This is a genomic window from Xylanibacter ruminicola, assembly GCF_900107775.1.
GTDB lineage: Bacteria > Bacteroidota > Bacteroidia > Bacteroidales > Bacteroidaceae > Prevotella > Prevotella ruminicola_C.
Window position 1 is genome coordinate 355082 of record NZ_FNRF01000003.1, and the last position, 20044, is coordinate 375125.

Here is a 20044-nt window from a genome sequence, read left to right on the forward strand (position 1 = left end):
TGTCTTTAACCTCTAACCACTAATCTCTTAACGATCTCTGCCACACTGTCTACTGCAGAGACGGTGTAGAAGTGGATGTTGTGTACCCCATGCGCATACAGATCCTTGCACTGCTGGGTGGTCCACTCTATACCTAGCTGCTTGGCATCCTCATCGGTCTTACATTTCACAACCTCCTTGGCCAGTGGCTCAGGGATATCGCAGTGGAATGTTTTGGGCACTACCGTTAGCTGACTCAGCTTGGCCATGGGTTTGATGCCAGGGATAATGGGGATGGTAATACCCATCTGGCGTGCCTTCTCCACAAAAGCGTAGTACTTCTCGTTGTCGAAGAACAACTGTGTAACGGCATACTGGGCACCCAGGTCCTGCTTCTGCTTCAGAAACTGCATATCCATCTCAAGGTTGGGTGCCTCCTCGTGTTTCTCGGGGTAGCAAGCCACACCATAGTCGAACGGGCGACCAGGATTCTTGATGGGGGTGCCATCAGCAAAAAAGCCCTCGTTAAAGCGTTTTACCTGAGCCATCAAGTCGGTGGTGTGCGCATGACCGCCAGGGGTAGGCTGGAATCGGCTGTCCTCCTTGGCCTTATCGCCACGTAACAGCAACAAATCGTTGATGCCTAAGAATTGCAAGTCTAGCAGTTCGTACTCGATATCCTCGATAGTAGCACCACTACAGATAACGTGGGGCTGAACGGGAATCTGGTAACGCTGCTGGATGGCTGCGGCAATGGCGATGGTTCCTGGGCGGCGACGAATGCGACGACGCTCAAACTGCCCATTCTCAAGTTCGCGATATACAAACTCCGAGTGATGGGTGGTTATGTTGATGTAGGCTGGGTCGAATTCTCGTAGTTTGTCGATATCGGCAAACAGTTTGGCTGTGCCAGTACCCTTCAGCGGTGGCAGCACTTCGAACGAGAATCGCTTTGCCTCCTTATCTTGATGTATAAACTCAGTAACACTCATATTGGCTGCAAAGATACTAAAAATTTCTTTATTACAAAAATTTTTTGTAATTTTGCGGCATGAAACTGAAGCAATTTGTTAAAGACTGGACTCTTCCAGTGGCTATAGCTGTTGGTACTGTGGTATATCTGCTGTTTTATCTGGTGCCGTTTCTCGATGGCGCAGGCGATACGTTGGGCGAGGTGGTGGATACCATTTTCCCGTTTATGGTGTTCTCTACGCTGTTCTCCACCTACTGTCGTATTGACTTTCATCAGATGCGCCCTCACCGCTGGCATATAGGTGTGCTGGTGGCGCAGGTGGCTTTGGTGGCGCTTAATGTGTGGATTATCTTCCAGGTTGATGCCGACCCCGAACAGAAGTTGCTTTGGGAGAGTGTGCTTACATGTATTATTGGCCCTGCAGCTACGGCGGCCCCTGTGGTTACTGCCAAGATTGGCGGTAACATCAATACCATGACGGCCTATGTTGTGATGTCGGCCTTTGCTTCAGCCCTCATGATTCCTGCAGTGTTCCCGTTGTTGGAGCGTGGCGTAAGCACTGGTTTCTGGGCGGTGTTCTTTATCATCTTGCAAAAGTTGGCTATGGTACTGGTAGCTCCGCTGGTGCTGGGATGGTTGGTGCAGCACTATGCCAAGCGCCTTTGCGCATGGATTGTGTCGATACCCGACCTCTCGTTCTACCTCTGGGCAGCGCAGTTGGCTGTTACGTCGGGTGTTACCGTGCGTAACATCGTTCATAGCGATGCTGCACTACGTACGCTGCTGTTGATAGCCATGATGTCGTTGATTCTTTGCTTTGTTCTTTTCCTGATGGGGCGCTGGATTGGTCGCCAGTTAGGCGATGAGATCGATGGCGGTCAGGCCTCGTTCCAAAAAAATACTGCCCTGAGCATCTGGGTTGCCTATACCTACCTAAACCCAGTGGCATCGGTAGGTGCAGGCTGTTACGTGCTGTGGCAGAATATCGTTAATTCATTGGAGTTGTACGAATATCGAAAAAAGCATTAAGCCTTTTTGCTGTAACGCTTACGCTTTTTAGGACCAAGGTGCTTGACGCGGAATTCGCGTGGGGTGGTGTTCAGGAATCTGAAGAATGAGGCATAGAACGCCTGACGGGTACCAAAGCCCACCATCGCACCAATTTCGCTGATTGATTTATCGCGATATTCCTCCTCGGCCAATAGTGTCATAGCTTCTTCGATACGATGCTTGTTCATCAATCCATTAAAGTTGGTGTGAAATCGCTCTGTCATCACTGCCGAGATATAACGGCAGTTGGTGCCAAGGTCGGCAGCCAATCTGCTGGCTGTGTAATCCTTATCGCGATATTTCTTGTCATCTACAATAATTTCAATAATCCTGTCATGGAGCTCGTCCTTACGCTCGTCGCCTAATATATTTCGGTAATCGGCTGTACACTTCTTTAGTTCAGTAATTTGATATTTTCCTGTTGCCATCTTTTAAACAATCTTTTTACATTTTTCATGAAATCACAGCCCGAAAAGGGCAAAACGGATGCGAAGGTACAAAAAATCGGCGACATAGCGCACATCACTTCGTTATGTTAACGCTATTTTAACACATAAATAAAAGCGAAAAGTTGGCACTAAACAAAAAAAAGCGTATATTTGCCGCTGTAATGCAGAAAGTTATCGTTGCAATCGACTCGTTCAAGGGCTGTTTGACATCTGCTGAAGCTAATCAGACAGCCAGTGAGGGTATTCTTAACAGAGTGCCCGATGCAAGAGTGGTGCAGGTACCAGTGAGTGATGGTGGTGAGGGATTTATGGAGGCTTTCCAAGCAACCATGGGTGGTGATATTGTGGAGGTGAACGTGAAAGACCCGCTGATGCGTCCCGTTGTAGCGCAGTATCTGGTGCAGGGCGATGCCGCTGTGATTGAGATTGCCAAAGCCAGCGGATTAACACTTCTGAAGCCTGAGGAACGCAATCCCATGGTGGCTACAAGTTATGGCACTGGGCAGTTGGTGGTAGATGCTGTGCGTAGAGGTTGTAAAGATATTATTGTAGGTCTTGGTGGCAGTGCTACCAGTGATTGTGGCATAGGTATGCTGCGGGCCATTATCGATAGCTTTTCGAAAGGTGAAAACAGTCCCGTTGGGGCGCCTACCCGTAGTCTTTGGGACGACGTGCGCCAGTTGGATGATGTACACTTCACGATAGCTACTGATGTAACAAATCCGTTATGTGGCGAGCGTGGGGCTGCTTATGTGTTTGGACCACAAAAGGGTGCTTCGCGGGATGATGTTCTTGTTCTCGATGCCCGTGCTAAACGCTTTGCTGAGGCATCGGCCAGGCATCTGGGGCGCGATTGCCAGGATAAGGCTGGCGCAGGTGCTGCAGGTGGTTTGGGCTATGCTTTCATGCAATATATGCAAGCCGAATGTCGCTCTGGTATCGACCTCCTGTTGGATGCCATCCATTTCGACGAACTCTTGATGGATGCCAATCTGGTGATTACTGGTGAGGGGTCTGCCGATCGCCAGACGCTGATGGGCAAGCTCCCCTTTGGCATCCTGCAATGTGCTCAGAAACATCGTGTGCCCGTGATGCTCATAGCCGGTCGCATTGCCGACGAGCAGCAACTCCTCGATGCCGGCTTCTCGCATGTTACCAGCATCAATCCCTCAGGATTACCCTTAGATATTGCTATGCAACCCGCAACAGCAAAGACCAATATCTGTAGAACATTAATGAACGTTCTTGAAGGATGACTAGTCTAACTTCTCGTAGATAGAGTTGTTAGATTTATATTCAGGCACAATATTTTTCATCTTGGCTACTGTAGCCATATCGTCGTATTCCTGCGATATCTCTATCAACTCGTTTATATCCTTGCAAACCTGATCGTAGGCATATTCGCGCACCTCAGCGATACGTATCTTTTCGTGGAATGTTGGTTTGGTGCCTTCCAGTTCGTTCAGCACCTCCTCGTATAGCTTCTCACCAGGGCGCAAGCCAGTAAACTTTATTTCTACGTTCTTGGCCCCCGAGAGTTTAATCATACGCTTAGCCAGATCGGCAATTTTCACGGGTTTGCCCATGTCGAAAACAAAAATCTCGCCACCATTACCCTTGGTACCTGCCTCGAGCACCAGCTTACAAGCCTCGGGTATCAGCATGAAGAAGCGTACAATACGCTCATCTGTCACCGTTACAGGGCCACCATTCTTAATCTGTTCGCGGAATAGGGGAATAACACTTCCGTTTGATCCCAGCACGTTACCAAAACGGGTGGTAACAAACTGGGTCCGGGCTGTAGGGCTGGCAATCTGTCCTGCAGTAACAAAACTGTTCTCATTGCCCAGTTTCTCCATATATGCGCCTATGCGGCGTGTCTTGATGGCCAGGTCCAGACTCTGTACGTATATCTCGCAGATACGTTTAGAGCATCCCATCACGTTAGTGGGGTTTACAGCCTTGTCTGTCGATACCATCACGAATTTCTTAACGCCATATTTTACACTTAGGTCGGCTATCACTTTGGTGCCGTAGATATTGTTCTGCACTGCCTCACTGGGGTTGTCCTCCATCATAGGCACATGTTTGTAGGCTGCAGCATGGAACACATAGTCGGGACGGAAGCGCTTAAACAGTTCCTCCATACGCTTTTCCTTACAGATGGATGTAACCACCGTTTCTGCAGGGATATTGGGGAACTCTTTTTTCATCATCAATCGGATGTCGTGCTCAGGTGTCTCTGCCTGGTCAATCAGCAGCATGGCAGCTGGATTCAGCTTTGCCACCTGGCGGCATATCTCCGATCCGATAGAACCGGCAGCACCTGTTACCATCACGCGTTGTCCTTTCAGCAGTTCACCTATCGAATTCATATCCACACGAATCTCAGAGCGGGGCAGCAGCTCTTCAACGCTTACTTCGCGCAACTGCATCTGGGTATAGTCGATATTGGCGTTCTCATCCAATTGGTCCTGATCCATCTCTACTGCATTCTGTGCCATATAGATTTTGGCGCCAGCACCAATAATGATATCCTGCAACTCCTGATTATCACGGAAGCCCTTTACACGCAGGGGCGATACCATTACGGCATCGATGTCGTTCTTATGTATTACATCAGCGATATTGTCGTTAACCGTATATACCTTCTGGCCCATTATTTCCTGATGCTTGGCTTTCTCGTAGTGCGTAATAAAGCCCTTTACTACATATTTTCGGGGACGCTGTGAATTAATATACTTAGCCAATCCCACACCACCACTCATAGCACCATATATCAGGATGCGTATAGCGCGAGTGTTAGAGAAAGCTACATCGTACAGTGTCTTCACAAATATGCGCAGAGCCCACATCAGCAGGGTGACTATAATAAAAATAAGGAATATGCTGGTGGTATTAAAGTGTGCGAAATAGTTGCCCGGCAGGTAGTGCATATAATACTCTGCAATCCAAGCCAGTACCAGTGTTACGCCATTGCAATAGGCTACACGCATCAAGTCGACAAAACTAGAGTAACGCATAAATCCCGAGTAGGTATGGAAGATTCGGAATCCGGGTATACTCAGTAATACAAATATCAGCATGGTGTTGATGACCTGTAACGTGTTATCGAACAGTGTTACAGCATCATTAAATATCCAGTAGGTTAGCACGCCACTGAACATCACTATTGCACAGTCAATCAGCAATATGATCCAATATGGTAGCGAATTTTTGGTAAAATACCAGTTTAAAATCTTGTCAAAGGGATTCCTCATTATTTTTTAAGTTATCGTAAAATTCGGTGCAAAGTTAGTACAAATACTATAAAACGCCAAATTTTTATTAAGTTTTTTGCATTTATCGAAAAAAATACTATCTTTGTAGCCAAAAAATGGATGCTATATTTTAAAGCGTGTGATTTATGAATACTTTTAGCGATACAATTAAGTACATCGGTGTGGACGATCTCGACATCGATTTGTTTGAGAGTCAGTATGTGGTGCCCGAGGGCATGAGTTATAACTCGTATCTCATCGACGATGAGAAGATAGCGGTACTGGATACTGCCGATCGTCGTAAGGGTGAGGAGTGGAAGGCTAACCTAACTGCTGCGTTGAATGGTCGTCAGCCCGACTATCTGGTAGTTCACCACATGGAGCCCGATCACTCGGCACTCATCGCTTGGATGCTGGAGACTTATCCTGGCGTGCAGCTGGTGTGCAGTGCCCAGGCCGTAAAGATGCTGTCTAACTTCTTTGAGGGGGTAGACTTTACTGGTCGTGTGGTTACTGTAAAAGAGGGCGACACCCTCGCATTGGGGAAGCACACACTGCAGTTTATCGGAGCTGCGATGATTCACTGGCCCGAGGTAATCATGAGTTACGATACCACCGATAAGGTGCTGTTCAGTGCCGATGGCTTTGGTAAGTTTGGTGCATTAGTGAATGAGACTGAGGACTGGGCTTGCGAGGCGCGTCGCTATTACTTTAATATCTGTGGTAAGTATGGCTCGCAGGTGCAAATGGTAGTGAAGAAGTTGGCTGCACTGAATGTGCAGGCGATATGTCCGCTGCACGGCCCTGTGCTTAAGGGTGAGGCTCTGACTGAGGCTGTACGCCTGTATGATATCTGGAGTAAGTACGAGCCCGAGAGCGAGGGCATCTTGATTGCCTACGCCAGTATTCATGGTGGCACAGCAGCTGCAGCCCAGCGCTTAGGCGAGATACTGCGCGAAAAGGGTGCGTCAAAGGTTGTAGTAAGCGATCTGAGTCGTTCAGACATGGCCGAGGTCATCGAGGATGCCTTCCGCTATCCTACAGTCGTTGTGGCTGCTTCAAGCTACGATGCAGGTGTGTTCCCAGTGATGCACGACTTCCTGTATCACCTGCAAATCAAGAACTACCAGAAGCGCAAGTTTGGTATCATCGAAAATGGTAGCTGGGCCCCTACAGCCGGTAAGACCATGCGTACGATGATCGAGGCTTTGAAGGATTGTGAGATTGTAGATCCCATGGTTACCATCCGCTCGCGCATGAAAACTACTGATGAGCCCCTGTTGCAGCAGTTGGCAGATAGCTTATTGTAAATGAAGGATTATCCTGATAAGATGTCGCCAGAGCAGGCGAGAGCTTTTCGTGATGCAGTGCTCAATATTGTGGCTCAGATACCCTGCGGGTGTGTAACAACTTATGGAGATATCGCTGCCTTGGCAGGCTGGCCCAGTCATTCGCGTATGGTTGGTAGAACGCTTCGCTATACACCTGGTGCCGAGTCGTTACCTTGTCATCGCGTAGTGAATAAATCAGGTCGTACTGCTCCTGGTTGGAGTAGACAAAGAACTTTGCTGGAAGAAGAGGGTGTCCACTTCAAGTCCAATGGCCATGTGGATATGAGCCAGCATCTTTGGCAGGTAACGTTATTTTAAATAGGAGATTTGATGCCCATCCAATACTGGCGCTCGGGGTCGGGGAGTTTCTCGATGGCGTAGCGGAGCATGGTGCGAGGCATTTCGTGAGCGTGTTGGCGGAGAAAATTGCATAAGAGGTCTTCGCTAACACGCTTGCCCATTTCGCGAAGCATCCAACCTACGGCCTTATGCATCAGGTCGTGTGGGTGGTGCAGATGGATTTCGGCATAGCGAAGGCACCAGGTGGGATCGCCCATCTGCGAGGTCTTCCAAGAACAGACTATACTCATGCGTTGTTTCCACAGGCATGGGTTCTGGGCAAGGCTATCGAGAACCTTAATCTTGTAATCTTTATCGCCTAAGTCCGATGGCAACAGGAGCCAGTGACCCAGGATTTTGTGGACAGATAGATCTACAAGATCCCAGTTGTTGGCTTGTTCGGCATATTGCAAGTAAAGGGTGAGTATCTCGTCGCGGCCACGGATAGCTTCCTGATTGTTCTGAAGGCGTTTGGTGGCTAATTCCTCGAATTTCGCTACCAATATCAGCAGACCACAAAGGCGAACCTCGTGCCAACGGCACATGAGGAGTTCGGGGATTTCGCTTAATGGGAAATCTTTCCCCACGAGCTTAACCACCTCGCGCGTCTGAGGAACCTTCAGGCCAAGGAATTCGTCACCCTCGCCATATTCGCCTGGACCAGTCTTGAAGAAGCCCATCAGGATATGCCGCTGAGCATCGTTGCGCAGCGATTCCATATGGTTGATAACTTCTTTGGCTGTCATTATTAGCGGAATGAATCGGTAAGGAGTTTAATCTCGATTTGGGGGGCGATGCGTTCGTATAGGATGTTATACACGGCATCGAGGATAGGCATGTTTACGTGGCAGTGGCGATTGATTTCCTTCATACACTTGGTACCGAAGTAACCCTCGGCAATCATCTCCATCTCGATCTGGGCCGACTTCACGCTGTAGCCCTTTCCAATCATGGTACCAAAGGTGCGGTTACGACTGAAGTTGCTATAACCCGTAACCAACAAATCGCCCAGATAAACACTATCGTAAGCATTGCGATCCAAAGGATAAACTGCTGTGAGGAAACGATTCATCTCCTGCACGGCATTGGCCATGAGTACCGACTGGAAGTTATCGCCATATTTCAGGCCGCTGCAGATACCTGCAGCAATGGCATAGACATTCTTCAGAACGGAAGAATACTCGATGCCAACCACGTCGGTAGAGGTCTTGGTTTTGATATACTCGCTCGACAATACATCGCAGAAGGCCTGGGCTTTCTCACGATCGGCACAACCTACGGTGAGATAGCTTAGGCGCTCGAGTGCAACCTCTTCGGCATGAGAAGGACCACCGATGCAAGCAAGATTCTCGTAAGGTACGTCGTAAACCTGATGAAAATACTCGCTACATACGAGATTTTCATCAGGTACGATACCCTTAATAGCGGTAAGTATGAATTTGTCGCGAATACGCGTCTTCAACTTCTTAAGGTGACTCTTGAGGTAAGGCGAAGGGGTGACAAATACCAGCGTGTCGTACTGCTGCGCAATACGATTCAAATCACTATCGAAGTTGATTTCATCGATATTGAAGTGGACACTGGTGAGGTAGGCGGGATTATGACCCATGCGACGGAAATCCTCGATACGGTCGTCGCGACGCATATACCAACCAATATGGTGGGTATGACTCACCACAATCTTGGCAATAGCTGTTGCCCAGCTGCCACCTCCGATAATTGCTATCTTACCACAATCGTACATGGTTCATTGAACATTGATCATTGACCATTAGGCTTGCGCCTTCTCGATCCAGGCGGCTACTTCATCAACTGAAGGCTTCTGGAGTTCGAGCTTGTATTTCTTGAAGATCTCACCAATCTTCTGCTGCAGACCCTGAGGCTTCTCGTCCTTGATGTTTGTGATCAGGTTGAAACCAGCCTTGCGGAGTACAGGAACGATATCCTCGGGTACACCAATCTCGGCCCACTCGGCTACTGACGACTGAGGAATCTTCTTCTCAGGCTTCATCTGTGGGAACAGCATCACCTCGCCAATAGCAAACTTACCAGTCATCAGCATAACCAGACGGTCGATACCGATACCAATACCGAATGTAGGAGGCATACCATACTGGAGGGCACGCAGGAAGTCGTGATCGATAATCATAGCCTCGTCGTCGCCCTTATCGGCAAGCTTCATCTGCTCGATGAAACGTTCTTCCTGGTCGATAGGATCGTTCAACTCTGAATATGCGTTTGCCAGCTCCTTACCATTAACCATCAGCTCGAAACGCTCAGTGAGACCGGGCTTAGAACGATGCATCTTGGTAAGTGGTGACATCTCAACAGGATAGTCGGTAATGAAGGTTGGCTGGATGAAGGTTCCCTCGCAGAACTCACCAAAGAGCTCGTCGATAAGCTTACCCTTACCCATGGTCTCGTCTACATCCATGCCCTTAGAGAGACAGAATGCACGAATCTCGTCTTCGGTCTTGCCATCGCAGTCGAAACCAGTCTTCTCCTTGATAGCATCGAGGATAGGCAAGCGACGGAATGGTGCCTTGAATGAGATAACCTTACCATCGATCTCAACCTCGGGCTTGCCGTTTACGGCTGTACAGATCTCCTCGAGCATCTTCTCGGTGAAGGTCATACCCCACAGCAGGTCCTTATAGCTCACGTAGAGCTCCATGCAGGTGAACTCAGGGTTGTGGGTCTTGTCCATACCCTCGTTACGGAAGTTCTTACCCATCTCATAAACACCCTCGAAACCTCCTACGATAAGACGCTTGAGGTAAAGCTCGGTGGCGATACGCATGTACATGTCCTGATTCAGGGCATTGAAGTGAGTGATGAATGGACGGGCTGAAGCACCACCTGCGATGCTCTGCAGGATAGGAGTGTCAACCTCGGTATAACCAGCGTTATCGAGAATGCTACGCATGGTGCGGATGATTGTTGCACGCTTCAGGAAGGTATCCTTTACGCCCTCGTTAACTACCAGGTCGACATAACGCTGGCGATAACGCAACTCGGGATCATCAAACTTATCGTAGGCCACACCATCCTTGTACTTCACGATAGGCAGTGGCTTAAGGCTCTTTGAAAGCAGTGTAAGCTCTGAGGCATGTACAGAAATCTCACCAGTCTGGGTGCGGAATACCTTACCCTTAACACCGATGAAATCGCCAATATCGAGCAAACGCTTGAATACATTATTATATAGGTCCTTGTTTTCGCCTGGGCAGATATCATCGCGGGTGATGTACACCTGGATACGGCCCTTTGAGTCCTGAAGCTCGGCAAAAGATGCCTTACCCATGACACGACGGCTCATCATACGACCTGCGATAACGACCTCACGATCCTCATCGTCCTTGAAATTCTCCTTAATTTCTGTGCTGAATGCATTTGTTGGGAACTCAGCTGCAGGATAGGGATCGATGCCCATCGAGCGCAGTTCCTGAAGGCTCTGACGCCTTCCGATTTCTTGTTCGCTTAACTCTAAAATGTTCATCTTTAATATTCGAATATTTCAATTTTATGGCTGCAAAGTTACGGAAATTTCTCGAAAAATGCAAGATTCGAGTAAATATTTGCAAAAAAAGTGAGAAAGATTTGCTCAGTCTCTAAAAAAAGTATATATTTGTGGCTGATAACTGAGAACACTTTGATGGAACAAGAAACAATCAAGAAAAGGGTCATCGGGATTGACATCAGTCTTGAAGCCACCACTTACGCCATTGTTGACGTGAAGGGTAATGTGGTCGTGATGGAGAGTTTCCCGACATTGGATTATCCCGATTTAAACCATTTTGTATCGGCCTTGAGTGAGCACATTCAGGATATGGTGGAGCACAATGGTGGCTTTGAAAGCATACGTTCGGTGGGCATCAGTGCACACAGCGCTAACTTCATGACCGGCTGTATTGAGAATGCGCCTAACCTGCCTTGGAAGGGTGTCATCCCATTGGGGGCGATGCTGAGAGACCGTACGGGGTTTGCTGTGGCTGTGGCTAACAACGCTGCTGTGAGAGCCTTGGGCGAACATACCTACGGACTGGCCAGAGGTATGCGCGACTTTGTGGTGCTTACGATGGGCAGTGGTCTTGGTAGTTGCTTGTTCTCGAATGGCATGATTCATCAGGGTAATGGTGGATTTGCCGGTGAGATCGGTCATACGTGTATCGTCAATGGCGGTAGGCGGTGCGGCTGTGGCAACAAGGGGTGCCTGGAGGCTTATGTGGCCCAAAAGGGCATTCTGGCTACTGCTGAGGAGCTGATGGCACAAACGGCGGCACCCTCGTTGATGAGGGATGTGGAGGATCTGACGCCACAGCGGATTACAGCGTGCTGCGAACAGGGCGACGCGCTGGCCATAGAGGTGTATCGCCGAACGGGCGAGTTGCTGGGCATGGGCTTGGCTAACTATGCCTCGATGGTGGACCCTGAGGCTTTCATCTTTACAGGTCGTATCTCGAAAGCGGGTCACTGGTTGCTGGATCCGGCTAAGGAGGTGTTCGACCGCTATGTGTTCCATAACACCTGTGGCAAGACCCAGTTTCTGGTGTCGGATGAGGACAAGGTGGAAAACGACGTGCTGGGCGCCAGTATCCTGGCATGGGAAGTAAGGGAATATTCATTATTTAAATGATATGACAGAGACTATTGATCAAATCAAAACCCGTGTAGTGGGTATAGACATCCGGGTGGACCGCACGACTTTTGCCGTGGTGGACATCAGGGGAGAGATAGTTGCGCAAGACTACTTTCTGACGACCGACTATCATGATGTGAACGACTTTGTGGCCGCCCTCTGCGAGAAGGTGATAGCACTGATGGAGGAGAATGGCGGATATGAGGCTATACGTTCCGTGGGCGTGAGTGCGCCTAGTGCCAGTGCGGTAACAGGTTGCATTGAGAATGCGGCCAATCTGCCTTGGAAGGGTGTGATACCTCTGGGAGCAATGCTGAGAGACCAGTTAGGACTGGCTGTGGCAGTGGCTAACGATGCGCATATCACGGCACTGAGTGAGAAATCGTACGGAAGTGCGCACGGCATGAAGGATTTCGTGGTGGTGTCCATCAGTCATGGTGGACTGGGCAGCTGCTTCTTCTCAAACGGTCAGCCCCATCTGGGCTTTAATGGCTTTGCTGGCGAACTGGGTCATACTTGTGTAGAGTTGAACGGCAGGCAGTGTGGTTGTGGTAACAAAGGCTGTTTGGAGGCTTATTGCTCGGAGAAGGGCTTGATTAAGACTGCCGAAGAGCTGATTGCTGCCAGTAAGGAGCCCACATTGCTGAGTGAGCAGCAGGAGCTGAGCATCAAGACGATTGCTGACTGTTGTTATAAAGGTGATAAAGTGGCCATCGAGGTATTCCGTAAGACTGGCGAGATATTGGGATTGGGTATGGCCAACTATGCATCAGTGTTGAACCCTGAGGCTATTATCCTGACAGGCGATATGACGCAGGCAGGTAAGTGGCTGTTGAAACCCATGCGTGCCTCGTTCGAGGAGCACGTTTTCCATAACATCAAGAATAAGACCCGTATCCTGGTGTCGATTCTGAAGGAAGGCGAGCGTGATGTGCTTGGCGCCAGCGCTTTGGCATGGGATGTGAAGGAATATTCGTTGTTTAAATAATAACTAGACCTATATCTATGGAGGAGTACAAGATTAAAACGAAAGTTGTAGGTGTCGACATCAGTAATGAACTGACCACCTATGCCATTGTGGACATCCGCGGTAATATTATCGCTGAGGAATCGTTCCTTACCAGCGGCTATTCGGATGTGAACAACTTTGTGACTGCCTTAAGCGATAAGATTGTGAATCTGGTTGAGGCTAATGGCGGTTACGAAACCATTCGTTCTATCGGTGTTAGTTCGCCCAGTGCCAGTTCGGTTTCGGGCTGTATCGAGAATGCTGCCAACCTGCCTTGGAAGGGTATCGTACCTCTGAGTGCTATGCTGCGCGACCGCATTGGCTTGGCTGTAGGTTTGTCGAACGATGCCCACGTGTCGGCTCTTGGCGAGTTTACCTTTGGCTGTGCCCATGGTATGAAGAATTTCATTATTCTCAGTCTGGGTGTTGGCATAGGCAGCTGTTTCTTCTCTGCAGGTGACGATCATACTGGTCATAATGGTTATGCTGGCGAGTTTGGACACACTTGTATAGTTAATAGAAATGGTCGTGCTTGTGGTTGCGGTCATACAGGTTGCTTGGAGTCGTACGTTGGTGCCGCAGGTATTGTGAATACAGCCAAGGAACTGATGACCGAGAGCGATGCGCCTACACTGATGCGCAATCTGGAGAAGTTATCACCACGTACCATCAAGGAGTGCTGCGACCAGGGCGACGAAATGGCTATCGAGGTGTACCGCCGTACTGGTGAAATGTTGGGTTTGGGCTTGGCCAACTATGCATCGCTTGTTGACCCCGAGGCCATCATCCTGACGGGTGGTATCTCGCATGCTGGTAAATGGTTGCTCGAACCAACCTACCAGGCGTTCGAGGAGCATGTATTTGGAAATTTGCGGGGCAAGGTTAAGATTCTTGTTTCGAAACTTGAAGATAGAGAACGCGATGTGCTTGGTGCCAGTGCCCTGGCCTGGAGTGTACCAGAGTACTCGCTGTTTAAATAAAATGTAAAAATTCAAAAATTTAAGAATTAAAAAATTCAGAGTGAACGTAGAGAAGATAGTAGAGATTATTAACGCAAAGCCGAATTTAAGTACAGCCCTCGGGATGGAATTTATTTCTACTCCCGAGGTTGATACTTGTTTGGCAAAAATGAAAGTTGATGAGCGAAATCGCCAGCCATTCGGTTTTTTGAGTGGTGGCGCTTCGTTGGCTCTGGCCGAGAATGTGGCCGGGGTGGCGTCGTCGGCTCTTTGTCCTGGATGCGCCTGTGTGGGCATCGAGGTTAGTGGGAGCCATGTGAAAGCTGTGGTTGAAGGCGACACGGTAACTGCCTTCGCAAAGATGTTGCACAAGGGTAAGACGTTGCATGTGTGGAATGTGGATATCAAAGACACTGCAGGCGATCTGATATCAAATGTGCGAGTTACTAACTATGTTATTAAGCAGAAGAAATAATGTCAGCATACGCTATTTACAGATTACCCCATGAAGACCACGCCACACTGATTACCCAATCGGTAGGTGAACCCATGGAATTGCATTCGCTGACAGAGTTGAATGGTAAACAGGGTTTTGTTGTGGCCCCCTTCGAGGTGAAGGCCGATCAGCCCGTGGTATTGATACAAGGAAAAACAGAGACGATTGCTTTGAGCAACGAGCAACTAACTGCTGATGATGGTAAAAACAGGTTGCCAAGCGATATGTCGAACTATTATAAGGTTGACTTTGCGAACTATCACTCGCAGTTAGAGACTGATAAGTTCCGCAAGATAGTGTTGGCACGCTGTGCCGATGAACAGATGCCCAAGGGTGTTAAACCTATCGATTTGTTCTATCGTGCCTGTCAGCTTTATCCCCGCCTATTTATCGCATTGGTGGATACTGAGAAAAGCGGTTGCTGGTTAACTGCCACGCCAGAGATCCTGTTGGATGGGCATGGGACCGATTGGCGAACCATCGCTTTGGCAGGAACCATGAAACTGGAAGGCGACCAGTTGGATGGCGAGGGCGAAACGCTGACCTGGAGTACCAAGAATATTCAGGAGCAGCGCATTGTGGCCACTTATATTACCGAATGCCTGGAGCAGTTTACTGGCGATTTCCGTGAGGAGGGACCTCGTACAGTACGAGCTGCAAACCTGGTACACCTGAGGAGTGACTTTACCTTTAAGTTGGCCGACAACAATAAAATTGGCGATTTGTTACAAGTCTTGCACCCCACACCAGCTGTGTGCGGACTGCCTAAGCGCGAGGCTTTTAAGTTTATAGTAAAGAACGAGCATACCCCACGCCGATACTACAGTGGGTTTATGGGACCTGTTGCACAGGAGGATACCCATCTCTATGTGTCGCTAAGATGTATGAATATCGATGGCGATGTGTGTCATCTCTATGCTGGCGGCGGACTGTTGAAAGACAGCGTTGAAGAGCAGGAGTGGTTGGAAACTGAAGCGAAAATGGAAACAATGAAAAAACTATTATATGTACAGCAGTAAGCAGAACGTAAACATACTGACAAGTTTGTTGGTAGAACATGGCGTTAGATACGCAGTGGTTTGTCCTGGTAGTCGTAATTCGGCTATTGTACACAACCTGAATGAGTGTCCAGATATCGAGTGCTATCCAGTTACAGATGAACGCAGTGCGGGATTCTATGCTTTAGGTATCGCACAGGTGGTTCATCGCCCCGTAGTCGTATGTGTAACCAGTGGTACGGCTTTGTTGAACGTAGCCCCAGCAGTGGCCGAGGCTTATTATCAGCATATGCCATTGGTGGTGATATCTGCCGATCGTCCTACACAATGGATCGATCAGTTGGATGGGCAGACGCTACCTCAGCCCGATGCTTTGGGGCGCTTTGTAAAAAAGGCTGTTAATCTGCCCGAGGTGTATGACGATGAGTTGCATTGGTACTGCAACCGCCTGGTTAACGAGGCCATGAACGAGACACGCCATCATGGTTGTGGTCCTGTACACATCAACGTGCCTATCTCCGAGCCTCTGTTCGAGTATAATGTCGAAGAGTTGCCCAAGGAGCGTGTCATCCAGTTGCTCACGCCACGTAGCAATGCGGCTTTGATATCGTTAGAGTGCGCAGGCCAGTTTGCCGAGGCCAAGAAACCCATGGTGGTTATTGGTCAGATGTCTACCGAAGACCTGATTCCTCAGGAACTGTTCATGCTCTCGCAGTGTGCTGTGGTGGTACATGAGGCGCTGAGTGTGGGTAGGGGTGGCACCAATTTCGATGAGGTGATACATGTGCTGGGCGACAATCCCGCTTACCAACCCGACTTTGTGCTTTACTTAGGCGATACGCTGGTTAGCAAACGTATCAAGAAATGGTTGCGTGGCCTGAAGAATTGTCATATCTGGGCTGTTACCGAGGATGGTAGCATTCATGATACCTCTATGCAGTTGTATGGTGTGATTGAGGGTAGTCCTGCCGATGTGATCGAGGATCTGGTGAACGCCATCAAGTTCAAGGCCATCAGTTCTACTGCTACCTTTAAAGCCCGATGGGATCAGGCCACCCGACTGGCAGCTTATCGTGCCATGAAGTTCGAACCCGAGTATTCGCAGATGGCTGCTGTCAAGTATCTGGAGGATAAACTGGGCAAGGCCATCTATCGCTATATCCATTATGGCAACAGCAGTCCTATTCGTTTTGCCAATCTCTTTGCCAAGCACTATGTGTTCTGTAACCGTGGTGTGAATGGTATCGAGGGTTCACTATCTACAGCTGCAGGCTGCTCGATAGTTACTGGCGACGAGAAGGTATTGTGCATATTGGGTGATCTGAGTTTCTTCTACGATCAGAATGCCCTGTGGAATCAGAACCTGAATGGCAACCTGCATATTGTGGTGCTGAACAATGGTAAGGGCGGTATCTTTAACATGCTGAAGGGTCTGGAGCAGAGTCCTGTTCGTGATAGTTTCATTTCGGGTGCGCATCACACCACGGCCCAGGGCATCTGTAAGCAGAACAATATCCGTTATATGAAGGCCACCAATATGGAGGAGATGCAGCAGTGTGTCGACACTTTATTAAATAAGAAATCTACTCGTCCTGTATTGCTCGAGATATTTACCGATGCCGATGAGGACGAGCGTGTTGTAAAAACATATTATCAAATTTTGAAAAATGAGAAACTGGCAAACGATAAGAGAGTTTAAGGAGATTTTGTTTGAGGAGTATAATGGTATCGCCAAGATTACCATTAATCGTCCGCGCTATCGCAATGCCTTCACCCCCAAGACCACTTGGGAGCTGAGTCAGGCTTTTGCTATGTGTCGTGAGATGCAGGATATCAGTGTGGTATTGTTGACTGGTGCCATGAGCGAGGTGCCTGAGGGTAAGACTCTGGCCGATGTGAAGCATGCTTTCTGCTCTGGTGGCGATATGCACGTAAAGGGTCGTGGAGGCTATGTGGATGAAGAGGGTGTGCCCCGTTTGAGCGTGCTCGATGTGCAGATGCAGATTCGCAGACTGCCCAAACCAGTTATTGCGATGGTAAATGGTTATGCCATTGGTGGTGGACATGTGCTGCACCTGGTTTGTGACCTGACGATTGCCTCTGAGAATGCTATCTTTGGTCAGACTGGTCCTAAGGTTGGTTCGTTCGATGCTGGTTTTGGTTCGTCGTACCTGGCACGTATCGTGGGTCAGAAGAAGGCGCGTGAGATTTGGTTCCTCTGTCGCCAGTACACAGCCAAGGAGGCCGAAGAGATGGGTATGGTAAACAAGGTGGTGCCTATCGAGCGCCTGGAGGACGAGTGCGTAGAGTGGGCTGAGATTATGATGGAACGTTCGCCCTTGGCCCTGCGTATGATCAAGGCTGGACTGAATGCCGAGTTGGATGGTCAGGCTGGTATCCAGGAGTTGGCAGGCGATTGCACCATGCTGTACTACTTCCTGGATGAGGCTCAGGAGGGTGGCAAGGCTTTCCTTGAAAAGCGCAAGCCCAACTTCAAAAAATACCCCAAAATGCCATGATGTTTGAAATAGAAAAAAAGATATTGCATTTTAAACAACCCGCGGGGACTTCTCGCGGGGTTTATTTAACCCGCAAGCTGTGGTTGGTTCATCTGAGTGATGGCGATAAGCATGGCGTGGGTGAGTGTGCACCGTTGCCCGATTTGAGTTGCGATGCGATGCCTGATGAGCAGTATGAGACCAAACTGAATGAATTTTGTGAGGCATTCTGCGCCAAGGGCGAGATAGATTACGATGCCCTGCGCGATTATCCTTCGATGCTGTTCGGATTGGAAACAGCCTGGCTGAATCTGCAGAAAGGCGAAAAACTCTTCGATACCGCTTTTGCCCGTGGCGAGGTGGGCATCCCCATCAACGGTCTGGTGTGGATGGGCAACTACGAGGAGATGCTTCAGCGTATGGAGGAGAAGCTGAAATTGGGCTTCCGTTGTGTCAAGCTGAAGATTGGTGCTATCGACTTTGAGAAGGAGTTTGATTTGGTGAAACGTATCCGCGATCGCTTCTCGCATCACGAGGTGGAGCTCCGACTGGATGCCAATGGTGGCTTTACTTATGATGAGGCGCTGTATAAACTCGAACTCCTGTCGCAATACAATATCCATTCTATCGAGCAACCCATCAAACAAGGTCAATGGGCTTATATGGCCGAACTCTGCAGGGAGTCGCCTCTGCCTATCGCCCTCGACGAGGAGTTGATAGGTGTGAACGATGCTGAGATGAAACGTCACATGCTCGAGATTATCAAGCCCCGTTATATCATCCTCAAGCCCTCGTTGCATGGAGGCATGATGGGCAGTAAGGAGTGGATTGATATTGCTAGCAGTCTGCATATCGGCTCGTGGATTACCTCGGCTCTCGAGAGTAATATCGGCTTGAATGCCATTGCCCAGTTTGCTTCGAGTGTGTATGGCGACGATATCAGCATGCCACAGGGCTTGGGCACTGGTCAGCTGTTTACAGATAACATTCCCATGCCCCTCACTATTCAAGGCGATCAACTATGGCGTTTATAGACGAGTGGAATAATGATTCGGCCTACGTTGAGGTGAAAACCAGTGGTAGTACTGGTGAGCCTAAACGTATGCTGGTGGAGAAGCGCAGGATGCTGAATTCTGCCCGCATAACCTGCGACTTTTTGGGATTGAAGCCTGGCGATACGGCGCTGCTGTGTATGAGTACCGATTATATTGCTGGTAAGATGATGGTGGTGCGCTCGATTGAGCGAGGACTGAGATTGATTGAAGTGGAGCCCTGTGGGCACCCGTTAGCCGATAACTATCAACTATCCACTATCAACTATCAACTGAACTTTGCCGCTATGGTACCGATGCAGGTGTATAACTCGTTGCAGGTGCCTGAGGAGAAGGAGCGACTGATGGCTATCCGACATCTGATTATTGGTGGTGGTGCGATTGATGAGGCGATGGAGGCCGAGTTGCGTACTTTCCCCCATGCCGTGTGGAGCACCTATGGCATGACGGAGACACTCTCACATATCGCCCTGCGACGCATCAGCGGACCTGAGGCCTCAGAGTGGTACACGCCTTTCGCCACTGTTAAGCTCAGTACTACCGACGAAGGTTGTCTGGTGATTGATGCCCCTGAGGTTTGCGCCCAGAGGTTGACCACCAACGATATTGTGGAGCTGAAGCCCGATGGCCGGTTCCGCATCCGTGGTCGCAAGGATAATGTGATTTGTTCGGGTGGTATCAAGATACAGATCGAGGAGGTTGAGCAAACTTTAAAAAAGTACATGCGCGTACCTTATATTATAAGTAAACGTAAGGATGAGAAGTTTGGCGAGATAGTGGTGCTGTTGACAGAGGGTGATACAGCCGAGGCCCAGACCATCTGCGAGCAGGTGCTACCTAAGTACCATCAACCTAAAGTATACTTGCATGTAAACCAAATTCCGCTTACCGAAACAGGCAAACCAGCCCGCAAAAAGGCCGAGGAACTGGCTAGAAAGTGAATAGGACTACTCTCGCGAGCAGTCCTACTCTGATTAGTTAGTAATATGATTAGGTCTATTAAGTTGAATTG

General features: G+C 49.0%; 19 protein-coding genes. 13 read left to right on the forward strand and 6 right to left on the reverse strand.

The window, feature by feature from the left end; all coding sequences use genetic code 11:
* Positions 1-5: 5 nt before the first annotated feature.
* Complete coding sequence (metF, locus tag BLU97_RS09065; protein WP_074761219.1) at positions 6-971, reverse strand: methylenetetrahydrofolate reductase [NAD(P)H]; 966 nt, start codon at positions 969-971, stop codon at positions 6-8.
* Positions 972-1030: 59 nt separating this feature from the next.
* Between metF and BLU97_RS09070 the strand changes: the two genes are divergently transcribed.
* On the forward strand, positions 1031-1981 hold the full coding sequence (locus BLU97_RS09070; protein ID WP_074761221.1) for a hypothetical protein: 951 nt from the start codon (positions 1031-1033) through the stop codon (positions 1979-1981).
* Here the strand turns inward: BLU97_RS09070 and BLU97_RS09075 are convergent.
* The gene (locus BLU97_RS09075; protein WP_074761223.1) at positions 1978-2430 is read right to left on the reverse strand and encodes a helix-turn-helix domain-containing protein; all 453 of its coding nucleotides are present in this window, start codon (positions 2428-2430) and stop codon (positions 1978-1980) included. The two genes, BLU97_RS09070 and BLU97_RS09075, sit on opposite strands and share 4 nt — an antisense overlap.
* A 182-nt stretch (positions 2431-2612) precedes the next feature.
* On the opposite strand from BLU97_RS09075, the gene BLU97_RS09080 reads away from it, so the two are divergent.
* Positions 2613-3707: a glycerate kinase gene (locus BLU97_RS09080; RefSeq protein ID WP_074761225.1), complete on the forward strand. Its 1095-nt coding sequence runs from the start codon at positions 2613-2615 to the stop codon at positions 3705-3707.
* Here the strand turns inward: BLU97_RS09080 and BLU97_RS09085 are convergent, their stop codons facing one another.
* Complete coding sequence (locus tag BLU97_RS09085) at positions 3708-5711, reverse strand: polysaccharide biosynthesis protein (RefSeq protein WP_074761227.1); 2004 nt, start codon at positions 5709-5711, stop codon at positions 3708-3710.
* Between the two features lie 146 nt (positions 5712-5857).
* Between BLU97_RS09085 and BLU97_RS09090 the strand changes: the two genes are divergently transcribed.
* Entirely contained in the window at positions 5858-7021 is a 1164-nt protein-coding gene (locus BLU97_RS09090; protein WP_074761229.1) for an FprA family A-type flavoprotein, read from the forward strand.
* The gene (locus tag BLU97_RS09095) at positions 7022-7360 is read left to right on the forward strand and encodes an MGMT family protein (protein WP_074761230.1); all 339 of its coding nucleotides are present in this window, start codon (positions 7022-7024) and stop codon (positions 7358-7360) included.
* Here BLU97_RS09095 and BLU97_RS09100 read toward each other — a convergent pair.
* Genes BLU97_RS09100 through lysS form a run of 3 tightly spaced genes read right to left on the reverse strand, consistent with a single transcriptional unit; the run spans position 7357 to position 10880 of the window.
* Positions 7357-8127 (reverse strand): DNA alkylation repair protein, encoded by a 771-nt coding sequence (locus tag BLU97_RS09100; RefSeq protein ID WP_074761232.1) that lies wholly within the window; start codon positions 8125-8127, stop codon positions 7357-7359. The genes BLU97_RS09095 and BLU97_RS09100 overlap by 4 nt on opposite strands.
* Positions 8128-8129: 2 nt before the next feature.
* Positions 8130-9125 carry an NAD(P)H-dependent glycerol-3-phosphate dehydrogenase gene (locus BLU97_RS09105; RefSeq protein WP_013064950.1) on the reverse strand — a complete coding sequence of 332 codons (996 nt, stop codon included), beginning with the start codon at positions 9123-9125 and terminating at the stop codon, positions 8130-8132.
* A 27-nt stretch (positions 9126-9152) separates the two neighbouring features.
* Positions 9153-10880 carry a lysine--tRNA ligase gene (lysS, locus tag BLU97_RS09110; RefSeq protein WP_074761233.1) on the reverse strand — a complete coding sequence of 576 codons (1728 nt, stop codon included), beginning with the start codon at positions 10878-10880 and terminating at the stop codon, positions 9153-9155.
* Between the two features lie 156 nt (positions 10881-11036).
* On the opposite strand from lysS, the gene BLU97_RS09115 reads away from it, so the two are divergent.
* The 9 genes from BLU97_RS09115 to BLU97_RS09155 are packed head-to-tail and all read left to right on the forward strand — an operon-like array spanning position 11037 to position 19973.
* Complete coding sequence (locus BLU97_RS09115; RefSeq protein WP_074761486.1) at positions 11037-12017, forward strand: ROK family protein; 981 nt, start codon at positions 11037-11039, stop codon at positions 12015-12017.
* Between the two features lies 1 nt (position 12018).
* Positions 12019-13008 (forward strand): ROK family protein, encoded by a 990-nt coding sequence (locus BLU97_RS09120; protein ID WP_074761235.1) that lies wholly within the window; start codon positions 12019-12021, stop codon positions 13006-13008.
* A gap of 17 nt (positions 13009-13025) precedes the next feature.
* Positions 13026-14009: an ROK family protein gene (locus BLU97_RS09125; protein ID WP_074761237.1), complete on the forward strand. Its 984-nt coding sequence runs from the start codon at positions 13026-13028 to the stop codon at positions 14007-14009.
* Between the two features lie 40 nt (positions 14010-14049).
* Positions 14050-14463 carry a PaaI family thioesterase gene (locus BLU97_RS09130; RefSeq protein ID WP_074761239.1) on the forward strand — a complete coding sequence of 138 codons (414 nt, stop codon included), beginning with the start codon at positions 14050-14052 and terminating at the stop codon, positions 14461-14463.
* Complete coding sequence (locus BLU97_RS09135) at positions 14463-15503, forward strand: isochorismate synthase (protein ID WP_074761241.1); 1041 nt, start codon at positions 14463-14465, stop codon at positions 15501-15503. The genes BLU97_RS09130 and BLU97_RS09135 overlap by 1 nt, the downstream gene beginning before the upstream one ends.
* Positions 15490-17181, forward strand: coding sequence for a 2-succinyl-5-enolpyruvyl-6-hydroxy-3-cyclohexene-1-carboxylic-acid synthase (gene menD / locus BLU97_RS09140; RefSeq protein ID WP_074761243.1), 1692 nt, complete (start codon positions 15490-15492; stop codon positions 17179-17181). The genes BLU97_RS09135 and menD overlap by 14 nt, the downstream gene beginning before the upstream one ends.
* Positions 17150-18001 (forward strand): 1,4-dihydroxy-2-naphthoyl-CoA synthase, encoded by an 852-nt coding sequence (gene menB, locus BLU97_RS09145; protein ID WP_074761245.1) that lies wholly within the window; start codon positions 17150-17152, stop codon positions 17999-18001. The genes menD and menB overlap by 32 nt, the downstream gene beginning before the upstream one ends.
* Entirely contained in the window at positions 17998-19014 is a 1017-nt protein-coding gene (gene menC / locus BLU97_RS09150) for an o-succinylbenzoate synthase (RefSeq protein ID WP_410543911.1), read from the forward strand. The genes menB and menC overlap by 4 nt, the downstream gene beginning before the upstream one ends.
* Positions 19002-19973, forward strand: coding sequence for an AMP-binding protein (locus BLU97_RS09155; protein WP_074761248.1), 972 nt, complete (start codon positions 19002-19004; stop codon positions 19971-19973). Before menC ends, BLU97_RS09155 begins: the two co-directional genes overlap by 13 nt.
* Positions 19974-20044: the final 71 nt, after the last annotated feature.